The sequence below is a fragment of the Streptomyces sp. NPDC043726 genome, from assembly GCF_056436565.1.
The window spans coordinates 448967-471326 of sequence record NZ_JBWKCI010000009.1 but is presented as its reverse complement, the minus strand read 5'-3'; the positions used below and the strand labels follow the sequence as shown (position 1 = coordinate 471326).

The following is a 22360-nucleotide window of genomic DNA, read 5'->3' as shown; positions in this document are numbered from 1 at the left end:
AGAATCCGGGGGGCCTGAAGGGGGCCCTTATTCCCGGGGGGGGGGGCGGGGGGGGATTGTGGGGGGGTTTAAGTGTGGACGGGCCTGGCGGGGGTCGGCCGACGGTGCGCGTCGGCCGACCCCAGGACCCGTGCGCACACGAAAGGCATTGGACAGGGGGCGCTGGCCAGAACTTTCGACGCAAGGGGTGCAACTAACGTGACAACCACTGACGTTCCACAGGTCGCCGCCTACCGGGAGGTGACCGACAAGAACGGACGCGTGTACCGCGTCGGCGAGTCCGACATCGACATCATGGGCCGCAAACGCAAGTGGATGGTGATCCTGCCCTGGGTGGGCATGATGGGCATCTCCTCGGCCGAATACGCGTTCGCGTCCGCCGAGGAGACGATCCACCAAGCGCATCACTGGTCCGAGGGCAGCATCTTCTGGATGCTGAGCGTCTGGGTGTTCTTCCAGGCCGCGGTGGCCTTCCCGGCGGGACGGCTGCGGGAGACAGGCAAGCTGCCCGCCCGGTGGGCGATGATGCTCGGCGCGGCGGGCACGCTGATGGGCTATGTGTCCCTGGCCTACGCGCCGCACGTGCTGCTCGCCTTCATCGGCTTCGGCATGTTCAGCGGAATGGGCGCGGGCATGGTGTACGCCACCTGCGTCAACATGGTCGGCAAGTGGTATCCGGAGCGCAAGGGCGGCAAGACCGGGTTCGTCAACGGCGGTTTCGCCTACGGCTCGGTGCCCTTCGTCTTCCTGTTCAGCACGGTGATGGACCTCTCCAACTTCAGGGTCATCCTCATCTCGGTCGGCGTCTTCCTCGCCCTGATGGTGGCCACGGCCGGGTTCTTCTTTCAGGACCCGCCGAAGAACTGGTGGCCGCCGCACATCGACCCGCTCAACCCGCCGGACGACCCCCGGGCACGCCGCTCCCTGGAGCGGAACCCGCCGGCCGTCCACCAGTACAGCCCCGTGGAGGCGTGGCGGACCGGCCGCGTGGCCCTCATGTGGTTCTGTCTCGCCTGCACCTCGGGCGTGAACATCTTCGGCATCGCCTTCCAGGTGGAAATCGGCGAGCACGCCGGATTCGCCGCCGGAATCGTCGCCACCGCCATGTCCCTCAAGGCGGTCGTCAACGGCACCGGACGCGGCGTCATCGGCTGGCTCTCCGACCTGTACGGCCGTAAGCAGTGCCTGTTGTACGTCTGTGTGATTCTCGGCCTGGCCCAGTTCGGCATCATCTGGTCGGCCGAGATGAAGAACCTGCCCCTGTTCCTGATCTTCTCCGCGATCTCCGGTTTCGGCGGCGGCGCGATCTTCCCGATGTTCGCGGCGATGACCGCGGACTACTTCGGGGAGAACAACAACGCCACCAACTACGGCATGGTGTACAGCTCCAAGCTGGTCTCCGGCCTCGGCTCCGGCATGGGAGCCGTCGTGGTGGCGGCCTGGGGCCTCAACGGCGCCTTCATCCTGGCCGGCTCCATCTCGTTCTTCGCCGGCTTCGTCGCCCTGTTCCTCAGCCCACCGGGACGCGACAACGACAAGAAGCGCCTCGTGCCCAACCCGCAACCGCTCGGCGAGGACACGGCCTGAGATGACAGCAGATCCGTACGCGGCGAACAGTTCCTCCGCACCGCCCGACGCCGCACACCGTCCCTACCGAACAGCGTCTTCGAATGCGCGTACGGCTCCGCGGAGCCCTTCCCGGCGGGCTGGCTGCGGGAGAAGGGCATCCTGACGGCGCGCCGGGCCATGTACGTCGGCTCCGGAATGTGTCTGCTGGGGTTCCTGGCCCTGTCTCACCTGAACAACGTCCTGCTGGCGATCCTCGGCTTCGGTGTCATCGGCGGCATCGGGGCCGGCCTGGTCTACGCGACCTGCATCAACATGGTCGGCAAGGGTTTCCCGAGCGGCGGGGAGCGCGGACCGGGTTCGTCAACGGCGGGTTCGCGTACGGATCGCTGCCGTTCATCTTCATGATCGTGGTCGTCGCGACCGCGTTCTTCTTCCAGGGCCCCCCGAAGAACTGGTGGCCCTCGGACGTCGATCCGCCGACGCACGCGGGCGCCGAGAAGGGCACGGGCAACCTCGCCAAGAACCCGCCCGCGGGATCTCCTTCCAGGTCGACTTCGCCAGGGACGCCGCCGTCAACGGCATCGGCCGCGGTGTCGTCGGCTGGCTGTCCGACACGTGGGGCCGCAAGGCGACGCTCGTGTTCGTCATCGTCGTGCTGGGCCTGGCCCAGTTCGGGGTGATCCGGGCCGGCGAGCTGAAGGGCGAAGGGCTGTTCCTGTTCTTCGCCTTCCTCGCCGGCTTCGGCGGCGGCGCGTTCTACCCGTTGTTCGCGGCGCTGACCCCGGACTACTTCGGGGAGAACTACAACGGCGCCTACGCGCCGGCCGGCGGGCTGTCCATGGTCGCGGCGGCGATCGCCCTGCTGCTACGGCAGCCGGGGCGGGCGTCGGTGCCCCGGTCCGTGGGCTGACCCGGCGCATCGTGAGGAGGCCCTCCCCGCTGCGGGGAGGGCCTCCTCACGCGTGGGTGTGCGGAACCGTCAGCACTTCTCCCGCAGCGAGTGCAGGTGCTCGCTCGAACGCCGGGCGAAGGTGAAGGACTCGGTCGGATTGTCGTGCTCGGCCTGCCAGTGGTGGGCGAACCGCTCGCCGCGCAGCCGGGTCACACCGGAGATGAACCGCTGGTAGTCGATGTCCCCGTCGCCGACGTCGACCATGCGGTAGCCGTAGGTGTTCGCCGGGTCGCTGACTCCGTCCTTGACATGGAAGAGCGGGTAGCGGTGGGGCTGCCTGAGCACGTAGTCGAGGGGGTCGAAGGGCGCGGGCGTGCCGTCGGGGCGCTTGGAGAAGCGGAACTGGCCCGAGTACGCCCAGTAGATGTCCATCTCCAGGAAGACGAGGTCGGGGTCGGTCTCGGCGAGCAGCACGTCGTAGAGCCGGACCTTGGGGTTGTCGGTGGCGAAGGAGAACTCCTCGGAGTGGTTGTGCTGGTAGAACTTCATGCCGCGCGCCCGGGCCGCCGCTCCGTAGGTGTTGAACTCCTCGGCGGCCCGCTTCCAGGCGTCGACGGTCGAGCCGTAGCGGAAGGGCCCGGAGGCGGTGCCGATGTGCTTGAGGCCGAGGGCCTGGGCATCGTCGAGGACCTTGGTGAGGTTCTGGGCGAAGGTGTAGGCGTTGGGGTCGCTCGCGTAGTAGCCGACGTGGCTGCCGATCGGGTTCAGGCCGTGGTTGCGGGCCAGCCGCCTGAGCTGGGCCAGGGTGATCGGGCCGGCCGAGCCCTGGGTGTAGCCGGCGAACTCGACCTCGTCGTAGCCGTACTTCTCCAGTTCGGCGAAGACGGCGGCGAAGCCGAGGGTGGAGACCTTGTCGCGCAGGCTGTAGAGCTGGATGCCGAGCCGGCCGGGCGGCAGGACGGGGCGGCCGCGGCCCGCGGTGTCGGCGGCGGTCCCGGGGGCGGCGGCCGCTGGGGTCGCCGCCGCGCCCAGCAGGGCCGCGGCGGTGGCGCCCGCGGCCACGCCGAGCATGCCGCGTCTGCTGAGGCGGTGGGTGAGTTCGGAATCGGTCTGGGTGATGCGGCTCATGCTGGAACTCCTCGTGAGGACGGGGCGTTGTCAGTGGTGAGTGCTTCACTGGGGACCAGTCAGACCTGAGGGCTTCATCCCTCAGGTGAGACCGGCGAGTCGGAGCAGGAGCGACTTCACACCGGTGGCCGCGAGGTGGTCACCGACAGCACGGGGGGTGGAGCAGATGAGGAGCGGACCGTCGTCGTCGCTCGCCGGAAGGCGACCGTGGCTGCCGCGAATAGGTGAGGGATCCAGGGGCACGACCGCCATGCGGTAGCGCATGCCGAGCTTCTTGCGGGCCAGGGCGGTCGCGGCCTTGACCTTGACATAGGGGTCGAGCGGGTCCATGAACAGTTCGACCGGGTCGTAGCCGGGTTTGCGGTGGATCTCGACGAGCTGGGCGAAGTCGGGTGCGCGGGCGTCGTCGAGCCAGTAGTAGTACGTGAACCAGGCGTCCGGCTCCGCGACGGCGACGAGTTCGCCCGAGCGCGGATGGTCGAGGTGGTGGGCCTTCTTGCCCTCGTCGTCGAGGAGTTGCTCGATGCCGGGCAGTCCGTGGAGCGCGGCCCGGGTCGCGTCGAGGTCCTCCGGGCGGCGCACGTAGACGTGGGCGATCTGGTGGTCGGCGACGGCGAAGGCACGGGACGCCATCGGGTCCAGGTACTCCATGCCGTCCTGCGTGTGCACCTCCAGCAGGCCTGCCCGGCGCAGGGCGCGGTTGATGTCCACGGGGCGGCTGACGCGGGTGATGCCGTACTCGGACAGCGCGACGACGGTACGGCCTTCCGCGCGGGCGTCGTCCAGGAGCGGGGCCAGCGCGGTGTCCAGGTCGGCGGCGGCTTTCAGGGAGCGGGGGTCGTCTGGGCCGAAGCGCTGCAGGTCGTAGTCGAGGTGAGGGAGGTAGCAGAGCGTCAGGTCGGGGTGCCGGGTGCGGTTGATGTGGCGGGTGGCGTCGATGATCCACTGGCTGGAGACGAGGTCGGCGCCGGGGCCCCAGAAGTGGAAGAGGGGGAAGGTGCCGAGTTTGGCGGTGAGTTCGTCGTGCAGGGCCGGGGGCCGGGTGTAGCAGTCGGGTTCCTTGCGGCCGTCGGCGTAGTAGACCGGACGGGGGGTGACCGTGATGTCGGTGTCGGCGCCCATGGCGTACCACCAGCAGATGTTGGCGACCGTATAGCCGGGGTGGGCGCGGCGGGCGGCGTCCCAGAGTTTGTCGCCGGCGACCAGGCCGTTGTGCTGGCGCCACAGCAGGACGTCTCCGAGGTCGCGGAAGTACCAGCCGTTGCCGACGATGCCGTGCTCCGACGGGTGGGTGCCGGTGAGGAAGGTGGACTGCGCGGCGCAGGTGACGGCGGGCAGGACGGTGCCGAGGGTGGCGCGGGAGCCGGAGCGGCCGAGGGCCTTGAGGTGGGGCATGTGGTCGAGAAGACGGGGGGTGAGGCCGACGACATCGAGGACCAGGAGCGGGGTGGGACCGCCGCCGGGGGCGGTCCGTGGGGGGCTCGTGCTCATGGGAGTTCCTTCAGGCCGAGGTCGGTCAGCAGGTCGCGGGCGAGGGTGAGTTCGGCGGCGATGCCGTCGGCGAGCTGGGCGCGGGTGCTCGGGCGCAGCTCGGGCGGGAGGGCCTGCCAGGTGTAGGTCTCGACCTCCAGATGGCGCACCAGCGGGTGCGGGCCGCCCACGAGCCGGGTCAGGGCGGTTTTCAGGACGGGGAGTGTGGAGGTGAGGGGCGCGGCGGGGGCCGCGTGCAGCGGGACGTGGAAGTGGGCGCGCCAGGGCGATGCCTCGGGGAGTGCCCGGCCGCCGAGGGCTTCGCCGAGGTCGTCGGTGCCGCGCAGGCCGGCGGCGGTGCTGGTGCGGGTCTGGTGCAGGAAGCGGGGTTCGTCGAAGGCGGCGAGGGCCTCGCGGACCTCGGGGAGGTGCGGGTGCTCGGCGTGGAGTGCGGCCGAGAGCTGGGATTTGACGACGGGGACGCCGGACGCGGCGAGCGCGTCCAGGGCGGTGTGCGGATCTTCGAAGGAGGTGGCGAGGTGGCAGGTGTCGACGCAGATGCCGATGCGTGGATGGCCGATGGCGGTGAGCGGGGCGATGGCATCACCGGTGGTCTCGACGACACAGCCGGGTTCCGGTTCCAGGCCGACGCGGATGGAGCGGCCGGTGAGCTCCTCCAGCGCGTCGAGGCGTTCGCCGAGGGTGCGCAGGGCGGTGTGGGCGGAGTCCGTCGGGCGGGTGCGCCAGGCGAGCGGGAGGGTGGAGACGCTGCCCTCGTCGACGTCGTCGGGGAGCAGTCCGGTGAGGACGCGGGCGAGGGCGGTGGTGTGTTCGAGGCGTTCGGGGTCGGTCCAGTCGGGCCGGTAGACGCGGTACTTGACCTCTTCGGCGCCGAAGCCCTCATAGGGGAAGCCGTTGAGGGTGACGACCTCCAGGCCGCGGCGGTCGAGTTCGCACCGCAGGCCGCGCAGTGCGGAGGGGTCGGTGACCAGGGCGTGCGCGGCGTCCTTGGCGAGCCACAGTCCGATGCCGAGGCGGTCCCGGCCGAGGCGGCGGCGGACGGGTTCGCAGTGGTCCCGGAGCTGGGCGAGGACACCGTCGAGGGTCTCCGCGGGATGGACGTTGGTGCAGTAGGCGAGGTGGACGGTGGAGCCGTCGGGGTGCCGGAAGCGCATGGCTCACGCCCCGCCGCGCAGGATGGAGTTGCCCTGGTGGGTGGCGTCGGGGGCCGCGACGTCGAGGTTCAGCCGGCCGCTGAGCCCGTAGAAGGCCACGGGGTTGCGCCACAGGACCCGGTCGACGTCGTCCTCGGTGAAGCCCTCGGCCAGCATCAGGTCGCCGACCTTGCGGGTCTTGAGGGGGTCGCTGCGGCCCCAGTCGGCGGCGGAGTTCACCAGCACCTGCTCGGGGCCGTAGGCGCGGAGGATGGCGACCATCCGCTCCTCGTCCATCTTGGTGTCGGGATAGACGGAGAAGCCGAGCCAGCAGCCGCTGTCCTTGGCCTCCTTGACGGTGGTCTCGTTGAGGTGGTCGACCAGGACCCGGTCCATGGGCAGCGCGGACTCGGCGACGACGTCGAGGGTGCGGCGCAGTCCCGCCGCCTTGTCGCGGTGCGGGGTGTGCACGAGCGCGGGGAGCCCGTGGTCGGCGGCGAGCTGGAGCTGGGCGGCGAGGGCGGTGTCCTCGGCGGGGGTCATCGAGTCGTAGCCGATCTCGCCGACGGCGACGACCTGGTCCTTGACGAGATAGCGGGGCAACTCGTCGAGGACGGGCAGGCAGCGCGGGTCGTTCGCCTCCTTGGGGTTGAGGGCGAGCGTGCAGTGGTGGGCGATGCCGTGCTGGGCGGCGCGGAAGGGTTCCCAGCCGAGGAGGGAGTCGAAGTAGTCGAAGAACGTGGCCGGTGCGGTGCGGGGCTGGCCCAGCCAGAAGGAGGGCTCGACGACGGCGCGGACGCCCGCGGCGCGCATGGCCTCGTAGTCGTCGGTGGTCCTGGACGTCATGTGGATGTGGGGGTCGAAGATGCGCATCAGGACTCCTTGCCGTGGGGGTGGGCCGAACCGTGCGGTGGGGGTGTTGCGTCGGGTTCGGTCAGGGCCAGGACGCGGTACAGGTCCTCGGGTACGGCACGGCCCGCGGCGGTGCGTTCGGCGGCGTAGTCGCCGAGCATGCGGGCGAGTTCGGCGTCGGCGCGGGCGCGGCGCTCGAGGCCGGCCACCGCACTGACGGGCACGCCGGTGAACAGGCACTTCAGGACGGCGTGGCGCCACTGGTGGGGGTCGAGGTGGCGGGCCGCGTAGGGGCCGACGGCGGCGGTGAGGAGGCCGGTGTCGTTGGTGCGCAGGGCGTCCTCGACGAGCGGGAGTGCTTCCGGGCCGGACACGAGGTGGGGCAGGGCGTGCAGGGCGGCGCGGCGTTCGGCGCCGGTGCCCTGGGAGTAGACGCGGGTGACCGCGTCGGCGTCGGCTCGGGCCGCGTGCAGGATGAGGACGCGGGCGGCGTCGGCGTGCTCGGAGCCGCAGCGGCGGCCGGCCTCGGCCAGGCGCAACTCCCAGACGGAGATGGGTCCGTGGGTGCCGGGGTGGGCGGCCGCTTCGTCGAGGGCCGGGTCGAGCCAGGCGCGGGCGGCTCCGGCGAGGCGGGCCGAGAGCCGGGCGTGCAGTTCGGCGGGCGGGGTGAGGGCGAGGGTGGTGCCCTGGGTGCCGGCCGCCTCGGTGCCCGTGGTGGGGCCTGGGCGGGTCATCGGGTGCTCCCTTCTCAGGTGGCGGGGGGCTCGCCCGGAGGTGGGGCGGCATTGCGGAGGAACGGGAGGGAGAGTGCGGCGTGGTGGGGGCCCGCGTGGGAGTGGCGGGGCAGTTCCACGACGGTCAGGCCCTGGTAGCCGGTCTCGGCGAGGGCCGCGAGGACGGGCGGGAAGTCGATCTCGCCGTCGCCGAAGGGCAGGTGCTCATGGACTCCGCGGCGCATGTCCTCGATCTGGACGTGGCGCAGCCAGGGCGCGGCGGCGCGGACGCAGTCGGCCGGAGGGAGCGGTTCGAGGCACTGGCAGTGGCCGATGTCGAGGGTGAGGCCCAGGTGTTCCGGGTCACCGAGGGTACGGCGGAGGTGATGGAAGTCGGCGAGGGTGGCGAGGAGATGGCCGGGCTCGGGTTCGACGGCCAGAGGGACTCCGGTGGACGCGGCCGCGTCCAGGACGGGGGCGAGGGACTCGGCCAGGCGTTTCCAGGCGGTGTCCGGGTCGGTGCCGTCCGGGGTGACGCCGCTGAAGCAGTGCACGGCGTGGGCGTCCAGGTCGGTGGCGATCCGCACGGCGCGCACCAGCAGGTCGACGCGGCGGGCGCGGGCGTCCGGGTCGGGGTCCAGCAGGGAGGGGCCGTGCTTGCGGCGCGGGTCGAGCACATAGCGGGCGCCGGTCTCGACGGTCACGCCCAGGCCGAGGGTGTCCAGCCGGTGGGCGAGGCGGCGGACACGGGCGGCGAGGTCCGGGGCCAGGGGGTCCAGGTGCATGTGGTCGAGGGTGAGTCCGACGCCGTCGTAGCCCAGATCGGCGAGGAGGGAGAGGGCGTCGTCCAGGCGGAGGTCGGCGAGACCGTTGGTGCCGTAGCCGAATCGGAGGGAGGCGGTGGCGGTGGGCTCTGCTGAGGGAGGGGCCGCGGCGCCGGCAGGTGCGGCGGTGCCGCCCGCACCTTGCCCCGGAAGAGCCCGGCCTTCAGGGGCCGTGCCCCCCGCCGTCGTGCCCTCGATACCCCCGCTCACCGCTCCTTCCCCACAGCGCCACCCGAGTCGGCAGGCCCTCCGGCACCGTCGGCCGCCAACCGCCCCGCGAAGCGCACCAGTTCGCCGTACTGCTCCGCCAGGGCCGACGGGCCCTGCCCCACCGGGTCCTTGAAGTAGAAGCCCAGTTCGCTCAGCGGGCCGGAGAGGCCTGCCTCGTGGGCACGGGTGACCAGGCGGGCCAGGTCCAGGATCAGGGGGGCCGCCAGGGCCGAGTCGCAGCCCTGCCAGATCGTCTGGAGGATCATGCGAGTGCCGAGGAAGCCGTCGAAGGCGATGTGGTCCCAGGCGGTCTTCCAGTCGCCCAGCGCGGGGACGTCGTCGATGTGGACCTCGCCCTCGGGGCGCGACGGGAGCACGTCGGCCAGCACCCGCTCCTTGCCGGCGTTCTTCGCGGCGGTCGCCGCCGGGTCGGCGAGGGAGGCGCCGTCGCCGCCGCCCAGGAGGTTCGTGCCGGACCAGGCCCGTACCGCGAGCGCTCGTTGGGTGAACATCGGGGCCAAAGCCGCCCGGAGCAGGGTCTGGCCGGTCTTGCCGTCGCGGCCGGCATGGGGCAGGCCGGAGTCGGCGGCGAGAGCGGCCAGTTCCGGGTGGTGCAGACCCGTCGAGGGGGTGAAGTTGACGTACGGACAGCCCGCGCGCAGGGCCGCCGCCGCGTACAGGGCGCTCGGTGGCAGCGCCGGGCCGGTGGACGCCGGTTCCGTCGAGGCCACGTTGATCACGACCGCTCTGGTCAGGCCCAGTCGTCGTACGAAGTCCTCGATGTCGGCCGAGAAGGCGGAGATCAGCGCGTCTTCGTCCCGCGTGTCGCCGGGGAGTGGGCCGCCGGGCCTGATCTCCCGCTCCGCCAGCGCCAGTTCGGCGGCCACCGCCCTCGGCAGGCCCGGGGGCAGGACGCCTCCCGCCGCCAGGGCCTCCGCCCGTTTCGGCAGCGGGCAGTCCACCGTGTCGTGGCCGCCGAAGACCAACGACGGCAGCGGCGGCAGGGCGGCGTCGGTGAAGGGCGGGGTCCGCGTGACCATGCCCGTCGGCGGATGCAGGCCCGCCGAGATCGCGGCGCAACCGGCTATCACCGTCGTGGCCACGGAGCCCCGCGCCCCGATCAGCCACACTCCGACACGTGCTCCGGGAAAGGACGCGGACATGGACAGCAGCCTCCTCGTCGTACGGAAAACCCCCGTCAAGGCGGAACCCGTGGGGGGTGGAAGACGGCGGGCGGGGGTCCGGCGTCCCCCGCCCGCCGTCGCTCACGTGCCCTTGAGGGGCAGCTCCTTGATCCGGATGTCCCGGAAGGACATCTGGTCGTCGGATCCGTGGTTCTGGATGCCGACGTGCCCGTCTCGCAGGCTCCGGGCCGGATCGGTGTTGGTGAAATCGTTGATCTTCACGCCGTTGAGCCAGACGCGGAGGCGCTCGCCCTCCACGCGGATCTCGTACGTGTTCCACTCCCCCGGCGGATTGAGCGCCCGGTCACGCTTGGCCAGGTCCGCGGAGCGGAAGCCGTAGACCGACCCCGTGGTCCTCTCGGGGACGTCCGTGGCGTCGATCTGGATCTCATAGCCGTTGCTGACAGCCGACCACGGGTCGTCCGAGGGCGGAAATCCCACGAATACACCGGAATTGTCGTCTCCGTCGACCTTCCAGTCGAGCTTCAGCGAGTAGGCGCCGAAGCCCTGGCCTGCGTACCAGAGGAGGCCCAGCCCGCCGCTGGTCGAGAGCGTGCCGTCGGCGCCCAGCGAGAAAGAGCCGGGGCCCGCCTGACGCCAGCCGGAGAGGGAGGCGGCCGTGCCGTCGAAGAGCGGCCGGTAGCCGTTCTCCGGGCGGCAGTCGGCCTGCGCCGTGCCGGTCGTCCAGCGCAGCCCGCCCAGCAGATGGTGCCGGAAGGCGGGGTCCGCGTAGGACTCCTTGGCGTGGCCGCCGCCGGTGTAGAAGGCACGGCCGCCCTGGTAGGTGTGGCACCAGGCGATCGGATGGTCGCCGTTCATGGTGGCGCCCGTGTACGACGACTCGTCGAGGGAGGCCAGCACGTGGACCCGTTCCCGGGGGCTGGAGCGGTAGTCGTACCACTCGTCCGTCCGGTTCCAGGCCGTCGGCAAGTGCGAGGTCGACGGGTGGGCGTGGTCCTCGACGTCAACAGTGGCCTGCTGGATCGCCGGATGCGACCGGAAATACGCTCCGACGAGGCCGCCGTAGAACGCCCAGTCGTACTCGGTGTCGGCTGCCGCGTGGACGCCCATGAAGCCGCCGCCGTGGCGCACATAGCGTTCGAACGCGCGCTGTTGCGCGCCGTCGAGCACATCGCCGGTGGTCGACAGGAACACCACCGCGTCGTACCGGCGCAGGTTGTCGTGCGTGAACGCGCCCGCGTCCTCGGTGGCGTCGACCGTGATGCCGGCCGTGGCGCCCAGTTCCTCGATGGCCGCCACGCCGGCGGGGATGGAGTCGTGCCGGAAGCCCGCCGTCTTGGAGAAGACCAGCACCCGCTCCCCCGCGGACGCTTCCGAGGAGGACGCCGGTCCCGAGACGCAGCCGAGGAGCAGCGCCGCACCCGTGACCAGCGTCGCCAGTCGGCCGGTTGAAATGTTCCTGTGCACGAAATGCCTCCGGAGTGGGGCCGGTTGGACAGGCGGGTGCGGTGCGCCGGTGCTCAGTTGCCGAAGGCGGCGTCGAAGGAGGCCGTGGGCGGCTCGAAGTCGTAGGCCTTCAGGCGGGTCAGCGCCTCGGGGGCGCCCTGGAGCCGGTCCATTCCGGCGTCCTCCCACTCCACCGAGATCGGCCCCTGGTAGTCGATGGAGCGCAGCATCCGGAAGACGTCCTCCCAGGGCACGTCCCCGTGTCCGGCGGAGACGAAGTCCCAGCCGCGCCGGGGGTCACCCCAGGGCAGGTGGGAGCCGAGGCGGCCGTTGCGGCCGTCCAAGCGCTTGCGGGCCTCCTTGCAGTCCACGTGATAGATCCGGTCCCGGAAGTCGTAGAGGAAGCCGACGGGGTCCAGGTCCTGCCACACGAAGTGCGAGGGGTCGAAGTTCAGGCCGAACGCGGGCCGCCGGCCGACCGCCTCCAGGGCACGCTGGGTGGTCCAGTAGTCGTAGGCGATCTCGCTGGGGTGGACCTCGTGGGCGAAGCGCACGCCCTCGGCGTCGAAGACGTCCAGGATCGGGTTCCAGCGGTCTGCGAAGTCCTCGTAGCCGCGCTCGATCATCGCCTCGGGCGCGGGCGGGAACATCGCGACCAGGTGCCAGATCGCGGAGCCGGTGAAGCCGATGACGGTGTCGACGCCGAAGGCGGCCGCCGCCCGCGCGGTGTCCTTCATCCGCTCGGCCGCCCGCTGCCGCACCCCCTCGGCATCGCCGTCGCCCCACACCTCGCCGGGCAGGATCGCCTCGTGGCGCTCGTCGATGATGGTGTCGCAGACCGCCTGGCCCACCAGGTGGTTGGAGATCGCCCAGCACTTCAGCCCGTACTTGTCGAGCAGTTGATGCCTGGACTTCACATAGCCGGGGTCGCTCAGCGCCTTGTCGACCTCGAAGTGATCACCCCAGCAGGCCAGTTCGAGACCGTCGTAGCCGAAGTCACGGGCCAGACGGCAGACCTCCTCCAGGGGCAGATCGGCCCACTGACCGGTGAAGAGCGTGAAGGTGCGCGGCATGATCAGAGGCCTCCTCAGACCGCTATGGGCGTGTAGACGGAGTTCTTCTCGGCGCTCTCCTCCACCGCCGCGAGGACGCGCTGCACCTGGAGCCCGTCGGCGAAGGAGGGGTCGGGGCTGCGGCCCTCGGCGACGGCGTGGACCAGGTCGCGGGCCTGGTGGACGAAGGTGTGCTCGTAGCCGAGGCCGTGGCCCGGCGGCCACCAGGCGTCCATGTAGGGGTGGTCGGGTTCGGTGACGAGGATGCGGCGGAAACCGGCGTGCGCGCCGGGCTCCGTACCGTCGTGGTACGACAGTTCGTTGAGCCGCTCCAGGTCGAAGGCGAGCGAGCCGCGCTCGCCGTTGAGTTCGAGGCGCAGGGCGTTCTTGCGGCCGGTGGCGTAACGGGTCGCCTCGAAGGAGGCGAGCGCGCCGGAGGGGAAGCGGGCGGTGAACAGGGCCGCGTCGTCCACGGTGACCTCGCCGGTGCCCCCGGTCGCCGCGGCGGACAGGCCCTGCGCCGCCCCGGCCAGCGGACGCTGTCGTACGAAGGTCTCGGTGAGCGCGGAGACGCCGGACAGCTGCTCGCCGGCCACGTACTGGGCGAGGTCCACGATGTGCGCGCCGAGGTCGCCGAGCGAGCCCGACCCGGCGTGCTCCTTGCGCAGCCGCCAGGTCAGCGGGAACTCCGGGTCCACCAGCCAGTCCTGAAGGTACGTCACCCGCACGTGCCGCAGCCGGCCGAGCCGTCCCTCGGCGACCATCCGGCGGGCCAGCGCGGTCGCGGGCACCCGGCGGTAGTTGAACCCCACCATCGCCAACTGGCCGCGCTCGTAGCCCTCCTCGGCCGCCCGGACCATCGCCTCGGCCTCCTCGACGGTGTTCGCGAGGGGCTTCTCACACAGGACATGCTTCCCGGCGGCGAGCGCGGCGATCGCGATCTCGGCGTGGCTGTCACCGGGCGTGCAGATGTCGACGAGGTCGACGTCGTCCCGGGCGATCAGCGCCCGCCAGTCGGTCTCGGCCGCCGCCCAGCCGTGCCGGTCGGCCGCCGCGCGCACCGCGGCCGCGTCCCGTCCGCAGATCGCGGCCAGGACCGGGCGCCGGGGCAGGTCGAAGACGCGCCCCACGGTGCGCCAGCCCTGGGAGTGGGCGGCGCCCATGAAGGCGTAGCCGACCATGCCGACGCGCAGCGGCGGCTTCTCGGCCTCGGCACCGTCTGACGCTTGCGGCTGTGCCATGCGGATGTCCTCCTCGTGCTTCGTCGGGGGGTGGCTCACCTAGGGCCTGCGCCACGGAACGCGGCGCGGGCCCTCGGAATGGCACGGCTCACTTGAAACCGGTGGGCATGTACTGGTCGACGTTCTCCTTGTCGACGACGGCGGAGTACAGGGTCAGCGAGGCCGGGATCTCGAACTCGGCCAGCCCACCGACCCCCTTGCCCTGGCCGAGCGCACGGGCCAGGTCGATCGCTGAGGCGGCCATCGTCGGCGGGTACAGGACCGTCGCCTTGAGCACCCCGTCGTCCTGCTTGATGGCCTGGAAGGCGGAGAGCGCGCCCGCGCCGCCGACCATCAGGAAGTCGTCGCGTCCGGCCTGCTCGATGGCGCGCAGCGCGCCCACGCCCTGGTCGTCGTCGTGGTTCCACAGCGCGTCGAACTTGGACTGAGCCTGCAGCAGTTGCGCCATCTTGGCCTGCCCGGACTCCACCGTGAACTCGGCGGCCTGGCGGGCCACCTTCTTGATGTTGGGGTAGTTCTTCAGGGCGTCGTCGAAGCCTTGGGTGCGCTGCTGGGTCAGCTCCAGGTTGTCCAGGCCCGCCAGTTCGATGACCCGGGCGCCGGACTTGTCCTTGAGCTTCTCGCCGATGTAGTGACCGGCGTTCAGGCCCATGCCGTAGTTGTCACCGCCGATCCAGCAGCGGTACGCCTGCGGGGAGTTGAAGATGCGGTCGAGGTTGATGACCGGGATGCCCGCGCGCATCGCCTTCAGGCCGACCTGGGTGAGCGCCTTGCCGTCGGCCGGGAGGATCACCAGCACGTCGACCTTCTTGTTGATCAGCGTCTCGATCTGGCCGATCTGGGCGGCGGTGTCGTTGGAGCCCTCGGTGATCTCCAGGGTGACGTCGGAGTACTTCTTCGCCCGCGACTTGGCGTTGTCGTTGATGGCGTTGAGCCAGCCGTGGTCGGCCTGGGGTCCTGCGAAGCCGATGGTGACGGGCTTGCCGGGCTTGTCGTCGGCGGCCGGCTGGTCGTTCGCGGCCGGCTCGTCGTCGGACTCGTTGCTCGTGCACCCCGTCAACAGGGCGCCGGCGGAGACGGCGGCGGCCCCGAAGAGCAGCCCTCTGCGGCTCGTGAGCTCTGACATGGCGGTGAACCCTTTCCTCAGGTCGTGCTCGCGGTACGGCGCTGGACCAGCACGGCGGCGACGATGATCGCGCCCTTGGCGATCTGCTGGACGTCGCTCTGCAGGTTGTTCAGGGCGAAGATGTTGGTGATCGTGGTGAAGATCAGGACGCCGAGCACGGAGCCGACGATGGTGCCCCGGCCGCCGCTGAGCAGCGTGCCGCCGATGATCGCGGCGGCGATGGCGTCGAGTTCGTAGAGGTTGCCGTTGGTGTTCTGGCCCGAGCCGGACAGGATGATCAGCAGGAAGGCGGCGATTCCGCAGCACAGCCCGGACAGCAGGTAGAGGTAGAGGCGCTGACGGCGGACGTCGATGCCGGCGAGCCTGGCGGCCTCGGCGTTGCCGCCGACGGCGACCGTGCGGCGGCCGAAGGTGGTGCGGTTGAGGATCAGCCAGCCGATGACGGTGACGACGGCGAAGACCATGACGAGCGGCGGGACGCCGAGGACGTAGGCGTCGCGCTCGCCGAGGTCGAGGATGCTCGGGATGGTGACGATCTGCGTCTTGCCGTCGGTGATCTGCAGGGCCAGTCCGCGCGCCGAGGCCAGCATGGCGAGCGTCGCGATGAACGGCACCATCGCGCCGTACGCGATGAGCAGGCCGTTGACCAGTCCGCAGCCGACGCCGACGAGCACCGCGGTGAACAGGACGCCGGCGAAGCCGTACTCCTGGGTCGCGACCGTGGTCGCCCACACCGAGGCCAGGGCGACGATCGCGCCGACCGACAGGTCGATGCCGCCGGAGACGATGACGAAGGTCATGCCGACGGTGACGACGCCGATCACGGAGGCCTGGGTGAGGACGAGTTGGAGGTTGCGGGTGTCGAGGAACTCGTCGGGCTTGGTGATGCCGCCGATGACGATCAGCGCGGCGAGCACGCCGAGGAGGGACAGGGTGCGGACGTCGGCGCGGGCCCACATCCCACGCCACGCCCCGGATCCGCTCGCGGGCGGTACTTTGTCGGCGCTGTCCCTGGGGGGAGACATGTGCTGCGTCATGACGCCGGGCTTCCTTCCATGACGAGGTCGAGGACACGGTGTTCGTCGAGGTCGCGGGCGGGCGCGGTGTGCACGACCCGCCCCTCGCGCAGCACCAGGACGCGGTCGGCGAGGCCGAGCACCTCGGGCACCTCGCTGGAGACGAGCAGCACGGCGAGGCCTTCGTCGGCGAGGCGCCGTACGACCGCGTAGAGCTCGGCGCGGGCGCCGACGTCGACGCCCCGGGTGGGTTCGTCGAGGAGCAGCACCCGGCAGCCGCGCAGCAGCCAGCGGGCGAGGACGGCCTTCTGCTGGTTGCCGCCGGACAGGGTGCGCACGGGCACGGCGGGGTTGTCGGGCCGCAGCGACAGCTCGCGGGTGGCGGCGCGCGCGGCGCCCAGTTCGGCGCCGCGGTCGATCCAGCCCCCGCGGGAGAAGCGGGCCATGGAGGAGACCGAGACATTGCGGGTGACGGACTCCAGCATCAGCAGCGCCTGTGCCTTGCGTTCCTCGGGGGCGAGCCCGAGTCCGGCGCGGACGGCGGCGCGGACGCTCCCCGGACGCAACGCCTTCCCGTCGACGAGGACTTGGCCGGTCGAGGGCTTGCGGGCGCCGTAGATCGTCTCCAGGATCTCCGAGCGTCCCGAGCCGACCAGTCCGGCGAGACCGACGATCTCGCCGGGCCGGATCTCCAGGTCCAGCGGCTCGAACTCGCCCTCCCGGGACAGCCCTTGGACCTGGAGCACGGGCGCGCCCGTGGGCGCCGACTCCGGCTGAGGGGGGAAGACGTACTCCACGTTGCGGCCGGTCATCAGCGCCACGACGTCCCGGGTGGGCGTGGACTTCGCGGGCAGTCCGACCGCCACCGCCCGGCCGTCCTTGAGCACGGTCACCCGGTCGCCGATGCGCCGGATCTCCTCCAGACGGTGCGAGATGTAGACGACGGCCACGCCGTCGGCGGTCAGGTCGCCCACGATCCGGAACAGGTTGTCGACCTCGTCCGGGTCGAGCGCCGCGGACGGCTCGTCCATCACGATCAGCCGTACGTCGTGGGAGAGCGCCCGCGCCATGGAGACGATCTGCTGCTGGGCCGCCGACAACTCTCCCACCAGCCGCCCGGGGTCGATCTCGGAGTGACCGAGCCGCTTGAGCAGAGCGGCGGTCGACTCACGCGCGCTCCTGCGTCGTACGACGAAACCGGCGGCCGTCGGTTCATGGCCGAGGTGGACGTTCTCGGCCACGGACAGGTGCTCCACCAGGTCGAGTTCCTGGTAGATGGTGGCGATGCCCAGGCGCATGGCGGCGATGGGCGAGCGCAATGTCACCGGTGCGCCACGCCAGTTGATGGTGCCGTCGTCGGGCTGGTGGGCGCCGGCCAGCACCTTGATGAGGGTGGACTTCCCGGCGCCGTTCTGGCCGAGCAGACAGTGCACCTCCCCCGCCTGGACGTCGAGGTCGACACCGTCGAGGGCCCGGACACCGGGGAAGGACTTGGTGATGCCGGACATGCTGAGCAGCGATGGTTCTGGTGCCATGGGCTCCCCTTGGCGGGCGTGCGGGCCGGTTCAGGGCAGGGCGAAGCAGGGCGCAGTACGGGAGTGACTCGTGTAACGAGGTGATTGCGCGGGGTGTGGAGGCGTGCGGTTACGCGGGTGAGAACAGGTGGTCGCTGATGAGCCGGGCCGCGCCGATGACTCCGGCGGTGGGGCCCAACTCCCCCAGCACGATGGGCAGATTGCCGGTCGCCAGGGGCAGCGACTGGCGGTAGACCTGGGTGCGGATCGCGGCGAGCAGGGTGTGGCCGAGTCCGGTCACACCGCCGCCGATCACCACCAGGCCCGGATTGAAGAAGCTGACGAGTCCGGCGATGACCTGACCGGTGCGGTCGCCGCCCTCGCGGATCAGGTCGAGGGCGGTGGCGTCACCCGCGGCGGCCGCGGCGGCGACGTCGGCGGCGCTCAGGTCGCCGTTCGCCTCGAGCCGCGCGGCGAGTTCGGCCGACCGCCCCTGCTGGGCCGCCTCCAGGGCGTCCCGGGCGAGGGCGGCGCCGCTGAAGTGGGCCTCCAGACATCCCCGGTTGCCGCAGGCACAGGGCCTGCCGTCGGGTACGGCCTGGATGTGCCCGATGTCGCCGGCGCTGCCCGTCGTACCGCGGTGGACACCACCGCCGACGACGATGCCGCAGCCGATACCGGTGCCGATCTTGACGCAGAGGAAGTCGTTCACGGAGCGTGCGACGCCCGCGTGCTGTTCCCCCATCGCCATCAGGTTCACGTCGTTGTCGACCATGACCGGGCAGCCGAGTTCCTGGCTGAGCGCCTCCCGCACGGGGAAGCCGTCCCAGCCCGGCATGATCGGCGGCGCGACCGGCACGCCCTCGGGGAAGCGGACCGGCCCCGGGACGCCGATCCCGGCGCCGTCGTACCCCTCCGCGAGTCCGGTCGCCCGCAGCTTGGCGGCCATGGCGAGGACCTGCTCGAAGACCGCGACCGGGCCTTCGCGCACGTCCATCGGGTGGTTGAGGTGTCCGAGGATCTCCAGCTCGGCGTTGGTGACCGCGACGTCGACCGAGGTCGCGCCGATGTCGACGCCGAGGAAGCGGAGCCCCGGGTTGAGCCGGATGTTGTGGGAGCGCCGGCCACCGCGCGAGGCGGCGAGTCCGTCGGCCACGACCAGGCCCGTCTCCAGCAGCCGGTCCACCTCCACGGCCAGCTTGGACCGCGACAGATCGACCTGATCGCCCAGTTGCGCCCGGGAGTTGGGACCCCCGTCACGCAACAGCTTGAGCAGCCGGGCCTGATGGGCGTTCGCGGGTCGCGCCGTCATCCGTCTCACGTGCCCCTCCCCGCCTCAATCGGCCACCGTTGCCGGGCTTTCGAGGGGAACGTAGCAGCGGCTGCCGTGGCTGGGAAGAATCTGTGCAGGAATTACTGACGACTTCTACCACTCACAGGACAAAGGGCGGCGCGGACGGCCCTCGCAGGGCGGCGCGGACGGCCCTCGCACTACTGGGTCACGACCGCTGGCGCGCGTGGTACGACGTCCGCGTGTGCTCGGTGTGCTCGCGCATCAGCTCGGTGGCTCGCTGCTCGTCCCGGTCGGAGATCGCCGCGATCAGGCGACGGTGCTCGATCCAGGACTGCTTCCCGCGCTGCCGGGCCACCGGCGTGTAGTACCAGCGCACCCGCCGGTCGACCTGCGCGGCGAGTTCGGCGAGGACGGCGTTGCCCGCGAGTTCCATGACCTTCGCGTGGAAGCGGGCGTTCATCGCGACCGCGCCGTCCACGTCGTCCGCCTCCACCGCGCGCTCACCCTCGGCGCACAGCTCTTCCAGCACGGCGATCCCGGCCGTCCCGGCGTTGGCGGCGGCGAGCCGGGCGGCCTCGGCCTCCAGCAGAGTGCGCACGGTGAGGAGCTGGTCGGCCTCCTCCTCGGTGGGCTCGTGCACGAACGCGCCCTGGGCCGGCCGCAGATCGACCCAGCCCTCGGTGTTGAGGCGTTGCAGCGCCTCGCGCACGGGCTGCCGTGACACACCGAGATGACCGGCGAGTTCGCTCTCGACCAGATGCTGGCCGGGGCGCAGCGCGCGGGTGGTGATGAGTTCGAGCAGGGCCTCGTAGACACGGTCCCGCAGCGGCCCGGGCCGTTCGAGCTTGGGCACCGCCCCCTGCGGAAGTCCTGTCGACAACATCGCGGTCCCCCTCCAGAGCCGTCGGACAGCAAGTATGGATTGTCTTTCGTCTACAGTCTACGCCGCACAAAGGCCAGGGAGAGGGGGAATCGGCCTTGTCACACCCGGACGAACGGCCAGCTCAGGGGCAGCGGACGACCTGTCCGGCGTACGAAAGGTTCCCGCCGAAGCCGAACAGCAGGACCGGATCGCCGGAGGAGATCTCCCCGCGCTCCACGAGCTTGGAGAGGGCCAGCGGGATGCTCGCCGCGGAGGTGTTGCCGGAGTGGGTGACATCGCGGGCGACGACGGCGTTGACCGCGCCGATCTTCTCCGCGAGCGGCTCGATGATCCGCAGGTTGGCCTGGTGGAGGACGACCGCGGCGAGGTCGGCGGGTGCGAGCCCGGACCGCTCGCAGGCCTGCCGGGCGATCGCCGGGAGCCGGGTGGTGGCCCAGCGGTAGACGCTCTGGCCCTCCTGCGCGAACCGCGAGGGCGTTCCCTCGATCCGCACGGCATGCCCCATCTCGGGCACCGAACCCCACAGCACGGGCCCGATGCCGGGCTGCTCACCCGGTGAGCAGGCCTCGACCACGGCGGCCCCCGCCCCGTCGCCGACGAGCACACAGGTCGTCCGGTCGGTCCAGTCCGTCACGTCGGACATCTTGTCGGCGCCGATCACCAGCGCCCGGGTCGCGGCGCCCGCGCGGACGGTGTGGTCGGCGGTGGCCAGCGCGTGGGTGAAGCCGGCGCACACGACGTTGATGTCCATCGCGGCGGGCGAGGGGATGCCGAGCCGGGCGGCGACCCGGGCGGCCATGTTCGGGGAGCGGTCGACGGCGGTGGAGGTGGCCACCAGGACCAGGTCGATGTCGCTCGGCGCGAGCCCCGCCGCCGCGAGCGCCTTCGCCGCCGCGTGGCCGGCGAGCTCGTCGACGGGCTCGTCCGGCCCGGCGATGTGGCGTGTGCGGATGCCGACCCGGGTGGTGATCCACTCGTCGCTGGTGTCGACCATGCCCGCCAGCTCCTCGTTGGTGAGGACCCTGGCGGGCTGATAGTGGCCGACGGCGGCGATGCGGGTGCCGTTCATGGTTGGTGATCCCCTTGAACCTCGGGTAGCGGGATGCACCAGTCTGATCAGTGACTCACCGGTACGGCGGCAGGTGAAGCCACAGGAAACGGCGGCCCGGGTTGTCGGCTTCCGTCAGACTCCCGGACACCCGAACACTTCTCGAACGCTCACCCGGTGAACAGCTGCGTCGCCTTCTGTACGAGCTCGTAGAGGCCGTAGCAGAGGGGTGCCCCCACCCACAGCCAGGCGAAGGCGATCAGTCCGCGCCGGTCAGGCGGACTCTGGCTGCTGTCGTTCGACATCGACGGCCTCCTTGCGGGGTGCGGGGATGTGGTGGCGGGAGTGGACGGGCCGGACCAGTTCGTTGGCGACGAAGCCGACGACCAGCAGGCCGATCATGATGACGAAGGAGAGCCCGTACAGGGACGCGCCGGTCTTGCCCGCCTCCTCCTGCCGGTCGGCGATCCAGTTGACGATCAGCGGCCCGAGGACACCGGCGGTGGACCAGGCGGTGAGCAGCCGGCCGTGGATGGCGCCGACCTGGTAGGTGCCGAAGAGGTCCTTGAGGTAGGCGGGGACCGTGGCGAAGCCGCCGCCGTAGAAGGAGAGGATCACCAGGGCGCAGAGGATGAACAGCGGCTTGGAGGAGTCGCCGAACAGGGCGATGGAGGCGTACATCAGCGCGCCGACGCCCAGGTAGAGGCGGTAGATGTTCTTCCGGCCGATGAGGTCGGAGGTGGAGGACCAGCCGATGCGTCCGGCCATGTTGGCGGCGGACAGGAGGGCGACGAAGCCGGCGGCCGCGGTGGCTGACACCGTTGTCGACGTGTTCGCGAAGAAGTCCGTGATCATGGGGGCGGCCTTCTCCAGGATGCCGATGCCTGCGGTCACATTCATGCAGAGCACTACCCAGAGACACCAGAACTGGGGTGTGCGGACGGCCTGGTTCGCTGATACCTGCGGGCCGGTGGGGGTTGACCGCGCCCCCGCGGCGGAAGCCGCGGATTCAACACCGCCCAGGGAGCCCTCGGGTACCCGTACCAGGAAGACGCCCAGCGCCATGAACACCGCGTACGACAAACCGTGCACCAGGAACGCCAGCGCGATCCCGGAGGAGTCGCCGCCGAAGGACTCCAGCATCCGGGCGCTCCACGGCGAGGCGATCAGCGCACCCCCGCCGAAGCCCATGATGGCGATGCCCGTGGCCATGCCGGGGCGGTCCGGGAACCACTTGATCAGGGTGGAGACCGGTGAGATGTACCCGATGCCGAGGCCGATCCCGCCGACGAAGCCGTAGCCGAAAACGATCAGCCAGTACTGCTCGGTGGCCGCGCCGAGGGCGGACAGCAGGAAGCCGGAGGAGAAGCAGCACAGGGCGACGGTCATCGCCCAGCGCGGGCCGTTGCGCTCGACGAGCGTGCCGCCGAACGCGGCCGACAGGCCCAGCATGACGATGCCCAGCTGGAAGGGGAGGGCGCTCTGCGTGCCACTGAGGCCGAGCGCGGATTCCAGGGGCGGCTTGAACACGGACCACGCATAGGCCTGTCCGATGGAGAGGTGGACCGAGAGAGCGGCGGGGGGAACGAGCCAGCGGCTCCAGCCCGGGGGCGCGACGGGGGGACTCATGATCCCGAACGGTAGGAAGCGCGCGGGTAGTTGAAAAGCGATCCGTCGACCGTATGCGATGAGCGGTATCCAACGCGCGACGAACGGTCGGCCCGAACCCTTGTCGCCTCGACGAGCATACTGTAGACAATATTTCGTCGACATGATGTCGCCA

The 22360-nt window shown here is 71.0% G+C and carries 19 protein-coding genes and 1 pseudogene; 2 read left to right on the top strand and 18 right to left on the bottom strand.

Translation table 11 applies throughout. From position 1 onward, the window contains the following. Window positions 1-198 precede the first annotated feature (198 nt). Both AC068Z_RS27530 and AC068Z_RS27525 read left to right on the top strand, forming a co-directional pair. Window positions 199-1587 carry an OFA family MFS transporter gene (locus AC068Z_RS27530; protein WP_478560970.1) on the top strand — a complete coding sequence of 463 codons (1389 nt, stop codon included), beginning with the start codon at window positions 199-201 and terminating at the stop codon, window positions 1585-1587. Between the two features lies 1 nt (window position 1588). Beyond that, a pseudogene (locus AC068Z_RS27525) lies at window positions 1589-2479 on the top strand (MFS transporter). A 69-nt stretch (window positions 2480-2548) separates the two neighbouring features. Here AC068Z_RS27525 and AC068Z_RS27520 read toward each other — a convergent pair. From AC068Z_RS27520 to AC068Z_RS27435, 18 genes are all read right to left on the bottom strand, one after another. Then, window positions 2549-3589 (bottom strand): sugar phosphate isomerase/epimerase family protein, encoded by a 1041-nt coding sequence (locus AC068Z_RS27520; protein WP_478560967.1) that lies wholly within the window; start codon window positions 3587-3589, stop codon window positions 2549-2551. An 81-nt stretch (window positions 3590-3670) separates the two neighbouring features. After that, the gene (locus AC068Z_RS27515) at window positions 3671-5080 is read right to left on the bottom strand and encodes an alkaline phosphatase family protein (protein WP_478560964.1); all 1410 of its coding nucleotides are present in this window, start codon (window positions 5078-5080) and stop codon (window positions 3671-3673) included. Further along, the gene (gene eboE, locus AC068Z_RS27510; RefSeq protein ID WP_478560961.1) at window positions 5077-6234 is read right to left on the bottom strand and encodes a metabolite traffic protein EboE; all 1158 of its coding nucleotides are present in this window, start codon (window positions 6232-6234) and stop codon (window positions 5077-5079) included. Before eboE ends, AC068Z_RS27515 begins: the two co-directional genes overlap by 4 nt. Before the next feature lie 3 nt (window positions 6235-6237). After that, entirely contained in the window at window positions 6238-7086 is an 849-nt protein-coding gene (locus AC068Z_RS27505; RefSeq protein WP_478560958.1) for a TatD family hydrolase, read from the bottom strand. After that, window positions 7086-7799: an EboA domain-containing protein gene (locus AC068Z_RS27500; protein WP_478560955.1), complete on the bottom strand. Its 714-nt coding sequence runs from the start codon at window positions 7797-7799 to the stop codon at window positions 7086-7088. Before AC068Z_RS27500 ends, AC068Z_RS27505 begins: the two co-directional genes overlap by 1 nt. Window positions 7800-7813: 14 nt before the next feature. Next, window positions 7814-8812, bottom strand: a complete 999-nt coding sequence (locus AC068Z_RS27495; protein ID WP_478560952.1) for a sugar phosphate isomerase/epimerase family protein — start codon at window positions 8810-8812, stop codon at window positions 7814-7816. Next, complete coding sequence (locus AC068Z_RS27490; RefSeq protein ID WP_478560949.1) at window positions 8809-9975, bottom strand: inositol-3-phosphate synthase; 1167 nt, start codon at window positions 9973-9975, stop codon at window positions 8809-8811. Before AC068Z_RS27490 ends, AC068Z_RS27495 begins: the two co-directional genes overlap by 4 nt. Window positions 9976-10077: 102 nt before the next feature. Continuing rightward, the gene (locus tag AC068Z_RS27485) at window positions 10078-11424 is read right to left on the bottom strand and encodes a ThuA domain-containing protein (protein WP_478560946.1); all 1347 of its coding nucleotides are present in this window, start codon (window positions 11422-11424) and stop codon (window positions 10078-10080) included. 53 nt (window positions 11425-11477) lie between these two features. Beyond that, window positions 11478-12476, bottom strand: coding sequence for a sugar phosphate isomerase/epimerase family protein (locus AC068Z_RS27480; protein WP_478560944.1), 999 nt, complete (start codon window positions 12474-12476; stop codon window positions 11478-11480). Window positions 12477-12490: 14 nt separating this feature from the next. After that, window positions 12491-13696 (bottom strand): Gfo/Idh/MocA family protein, encoded by a 1206-nt coding sequence (locus AC068Z_RS27475; RefSeq protein WP_478560941.1) that lies wholly within the window; start codon window positions 13694-13696, stop codon window positions 12491-12493. A gap of 88 nt (window positions 13697-13784) precedes the next feature. Next, entirely contained in the window at window positions 13785-14822 is a 1038-nt protein-coding gene (locus AC068Z_RS27470) for a substrate-binding domain-containing protein (protein ID WP_451724902.1), read from the bottom strand. A gap of 17 nt (window positions 14823-14839) precedes the next feature. Beyond that, window positions 14840-15859, bottom strand: coding sequence for an ABC transporter permease (locus AC068Z_RS27465; RefSeq protein WP_478560938.1), 1020 nt, complete (start codon window positions 15857-15859; stop codon window positions 14840-14842). Next, window positions 15856-17373: a sugar ABC transporter ATP-binding protein gene (locus AC068Z_RS27460; protein WP_478560935.1), complete on the bottom strand. Its 1518-nt coding sequence runs from the start codon at window positions 17371-17373 to the stop codon at window positions 15856-15858. Before AC068Z_RS27460 ends, AC068Z_RS27465 begins: the two co-directional genes overlap by 4 nt. A 109-nt stretch (window positions 17374-17482) precedes the next feature. After that, a complete protein-coding gene (locus AC068Z_RS27455) occupies window positions 17483-18664 on the bottom strand; it encodes an ROK family transcriptional regulator (protein WP_478560932.1) in 1182 nt (393 codons plus the stop codon). Between the two features lie 187 nt (window positions 18665-18851). Then, window positions 18852-19529 (bottom strand): GntR family transcriptional regulator, encoded by a 678-nt coding sequence (locus tag AC068Z_RS27450; RefSeq protein WP_478560929.1) that lies wholly within the window; start codon window positions 19527-19529, stop codon window positions 18852-18854. 121 nt (window positions 19530-19650) lie between these two features. Further along, window positions 19651-20598, bottom strand: a complete 948-nt coding sequence (locus AC068Z_RS27445) for a beta-ketoacyl-ACP synthase III (RefSeq protein WP_478560926.1) — start codon at window positions 20596-20598, stop codon at window positions 19651-19653. 149 nt (window positions 20599-20747) lie between these two features. Further along, on the bottom strand, window positions 20748-20882 hold the full coding sequence (locus AC068Z_RS27440) for an MFS transporter small subunit (RefSeq protein WP_260859755.1): 135 nt from the start codon (window positions 20880-20882) through the stop codon (window positions 20748-20750). Further along, window positions 20851-22206 (bottom strand): OFA family MFS transporter, encoded by a 1356-nt coding sequence (locus AC068Z_RS27435; protein WP_478560922.1) that lies wholly within the window; start codon window positions 22204-22206, stop codon window positions 20851-20853. The genes AC068Z_RS27440 and AC068Z_RS27435 overlap by 32 nt, the downstream gene beginning before the upstream one ends. Between the last annotated feature and the right edge of the window lie 154 nt (window positions 22207-22360).

Bases quoted from the DNA above. Each gene is read 5' to 3' on its own strand.
- AC068Z_RS27455 (WP_478560932.1), bottom strand. From the start codon at position 18,664: ATGACGGCGCGACCCGCGAACGCCCATCAGGCCCGGCTGCTCAAGCTG.
- AC068Z_RS27500 (WP_478560955.1), bottom strand. From the start codon at position 7,799: ATGACCCGCCCAGGCCCCACCACGGGCACCGAGGCGGCCGGCACCCAG.
- eboE (WP_478560961.1), bottom strand. From the start codon at position 6,234: ATGCGCTTCCGGCACCCCGACGGCTCCACCGTCCACCTCGCCTACTGC.
- AC068Z_RS27475 (WP_478560941.1), bottom strand. From the start codon at position 13,696: ATGGCACAGCCGCAAGCGTCAGACGGTGCCGAGGCCGAGAAGCCGCCG.
- AC068Z_RS27440 (WP_260859755.1), bottom strand. From the start codon at position 20,882: ATGTCGAACGACAGCAGCCAGAGTCCGCCTGACCGGCGCGGACTGATC.
- AC068Z_RS27445 (WP_478560926.1), bottom strand. From the start codon at position 20,598: ATGAACGGCACCCGCATCGCCGCCGTCGGCCACTATCAGCCCGCCAGG.
- AC068Z_RS27465 (WP_478560938.1), bottom strand. From the start codon at position 15,859: ATGACGCAGCACATGTCTCCCCCCAGGGACAGCGCCGACAAAGTACCG.
- AC068Z_RS27515 (WP_478560964.1), bottom strand. From the start codon at position 5,080: ATGAGCACGAGCCCCCCACGGACCGCCCCCGGCGGCGGTCCCACCCCG.
- AC068Z_RS27460 (WP_478560935.1), bottom strand. From the start codon at position 17,373: ATGGCACCAGAACCATCGCTGCTCAGCATGTCCGGCATCACCAAGTCC.
- AC068Z_RS27490 (WP_478560949.1), bottom strand. From the start codon at position 9,975: ATGTCCGCGTCCTTTCCCGGAGCACGTGTCGGAGTGTGGCTGATCGGG.
- AC068Z_RS27520 (WP_478560967.1), bottom strand. From the start codon at position 3,589: ATGAGCCGCATCACCCAGACCGATTCCGAACTCACCCACCGCCTCAGC.
- AC068Z_RS27480 (WP_478560944.1), bottom strand. From the start codon at position 12,476: ATGCCGCGCACCTTCACGCTCTTCACCGGTCAGTGGGCCGATCTGCCC.
- AC068Z_RS27505 (WP_478560958.1), bottom strand. From the start codon at position 7,086: ATGCGCATCTTCGACCCCCACATCCACATGACGTCCAGGACCACCGAC.
- AC068Z_RS27450 (WP_478560929.1), bottom strand. From the start codon at position 19,529: ATGTTGTCGACAGGACTTCCGCAGGGGGCGGTGCCCAAGCTCGAACGG.
- AC068Z_RS27470 (WP_451724902.1), bottom strand. From the start codon at position 14,822: ATGTCAGAGCTCACGAGCCGCAGAGGGCTGCTCTTCGGGGCCGCCGCC.
- AC068Z_RS27435 (WP_478560922.1), bottom strand. From the start codon at position 22,206: ATGAGTCCCCCCGTCGCGCCCCCGGGCTGGAGCCGCTGGCTCGTTCCC.